The 1556-nt window shown below is 78.2% G+C and carries 1 protein-coding gene; it reads right to left on the bottom strand.

The features are described 5' to 3' along the window. Positions 1–1556 (bottom strand): condensation domain-containing protein (locus tag BLW78_RS30665; RefSeq protein ID WP_244527125.1); only part of this gene is annotated, 1556 nt, incomplete at both ends.

Here is a 1556-nt window from a genome sequence, read left to right on the forward strand (position 1 = left end):
TGGCCGCGGGCGGCGTCGTCCGGCGGCAGGTCCGGCGGCAGGTCCGGCTCGCCGCCGAGGGGGTCGAGCCGCAGCGGCACCAGCGTGGTGAACCAGCCCACCGTCCGGCTCAGGTCGTGGCGGGGCAGGGTCGGGCCGTCCTGCGCGTCGGAGAGGGGTTCGGGGAAAGGTTCTGAGAGGGGTTCGGCGAGCGCGTCGGCCAGGGCGTCGGCATCGCGACCGTGGCGCTCGAGGGTCACGCCCACCGCCGTCCCGTCGCCGCGCCGCACCAGCGCGATCGACAGGGCGGTGAGCAGGATCTCGTCGGGACGGGCGCTGTAGGGTCGGCCGGCCCGGCGCAGGAAGGCGTCGGTCGCGTCGGCGTCGAGGCTGTCGGCGATCTCGGTCTGGGCGGATTCGACGTTGGGGGCGTCGGGCCGGACCGGCCGCAACGCGGCATCGAGGCACGGCCCCCCGGCCTGCCAGCCGGCCAGCCAGGATTCGCGGCGTCCGGCATGTCCGGGGTGCCGGGCCAGGACGTCGAGGCTGCGGGCCCAGCCCGGGAAGCTCGTCGGTGGGGGCGCGAGCGGCCGCCCGGCGAGGGCCGCCGCGAGGTCCTGGATCAGGATGCGCCACGACATGGCGTCGACCACGAGGTGGTGGGCGACGAGGAGGAGCCGCTCGGTCCCGTCCGCCGGCAGGGTGACGTGCACGGCCCGCCAGACCGGCCCTTCGGCGAGGTCTAGGCTCGTCTGGGCTTGCGCGGCGAGGGCCGCGAAGGCCGGCGCACCGTCCGCCGCGCGCCGCCACAGCGGGGGCTCCTGCCCCGGTGCCCGGCAGGTCTGGGTCCAGGCCCCGTGCGCGTCCCGCGCGAAGCGCAGGCGCAGCGCGGGATGGGCGGCCTCGACGGTCGCGAGGGCCTCAGCGAGGCGGCCCGGGTCGAGGGGTGCTCGGGGCGCGAGCACGATCGCCTGGTTCCAGTGCTGCCGGTTCGGGACGGGGCCGTCGAGGAACCGGCGCTGGATCGGGGTGAGGGGAACCGGACCGGCCTCGCGCGCCGGGTCGACCTGGGGGGCCGGCGCGGCCGCGCTGTCCGGGGCCGCGTCGAGATGCGCCGCCAGGGCGGCGAGGCGCGAGTGGGTGAAGACGTCCCGCGGCGTCAGCGCGAGGCCGCTCTCCCGGGCGCGGGCGACGAGCTGGAGGGCGAGGATCGAGTCGCCGCCGCGCTCGAAGAAGCTGTCCCGGCGCGACAGGCGTCGGGCGTCGAGGCCGAGCACGCCGGCCCAGAGGGCGGCGAGGCGCGTCTCGGTCTGGCCGCGCGGCGGATCGAAGTCGGTGCTGCCGCCCGCGGCGTCCGCGCCCGCCCAGTCGGGTTCGGGGAGCCGTCCTGGGTCGAGCTTTCCGTTGGCGGAGACCGGCAGGGCGGGCAGGGCGAGGATGCGGGCAGGGCGCAGCGCGTCGGGCAGCGTGTCGGCCAGGGCGCGCTGCAGCGCGGGCTCGTCGAGCGCGCCGCCGGCCGCCGGCACCGCGTAGCCCACCAGCCGCAGCCCCCCGTCCGGACCGGGACGGGCGACCAC

The organism is Methylobacterium sp. 275MFSha3.1, assembly GCF_900108435.1.
In the GTDB taxonomy this organism is placed as follows: Bacteria; Pseudomonadota; Alphaproteobacteria; order Rhizobiales; family Beijerinckiaceae; genus Methylobacterium.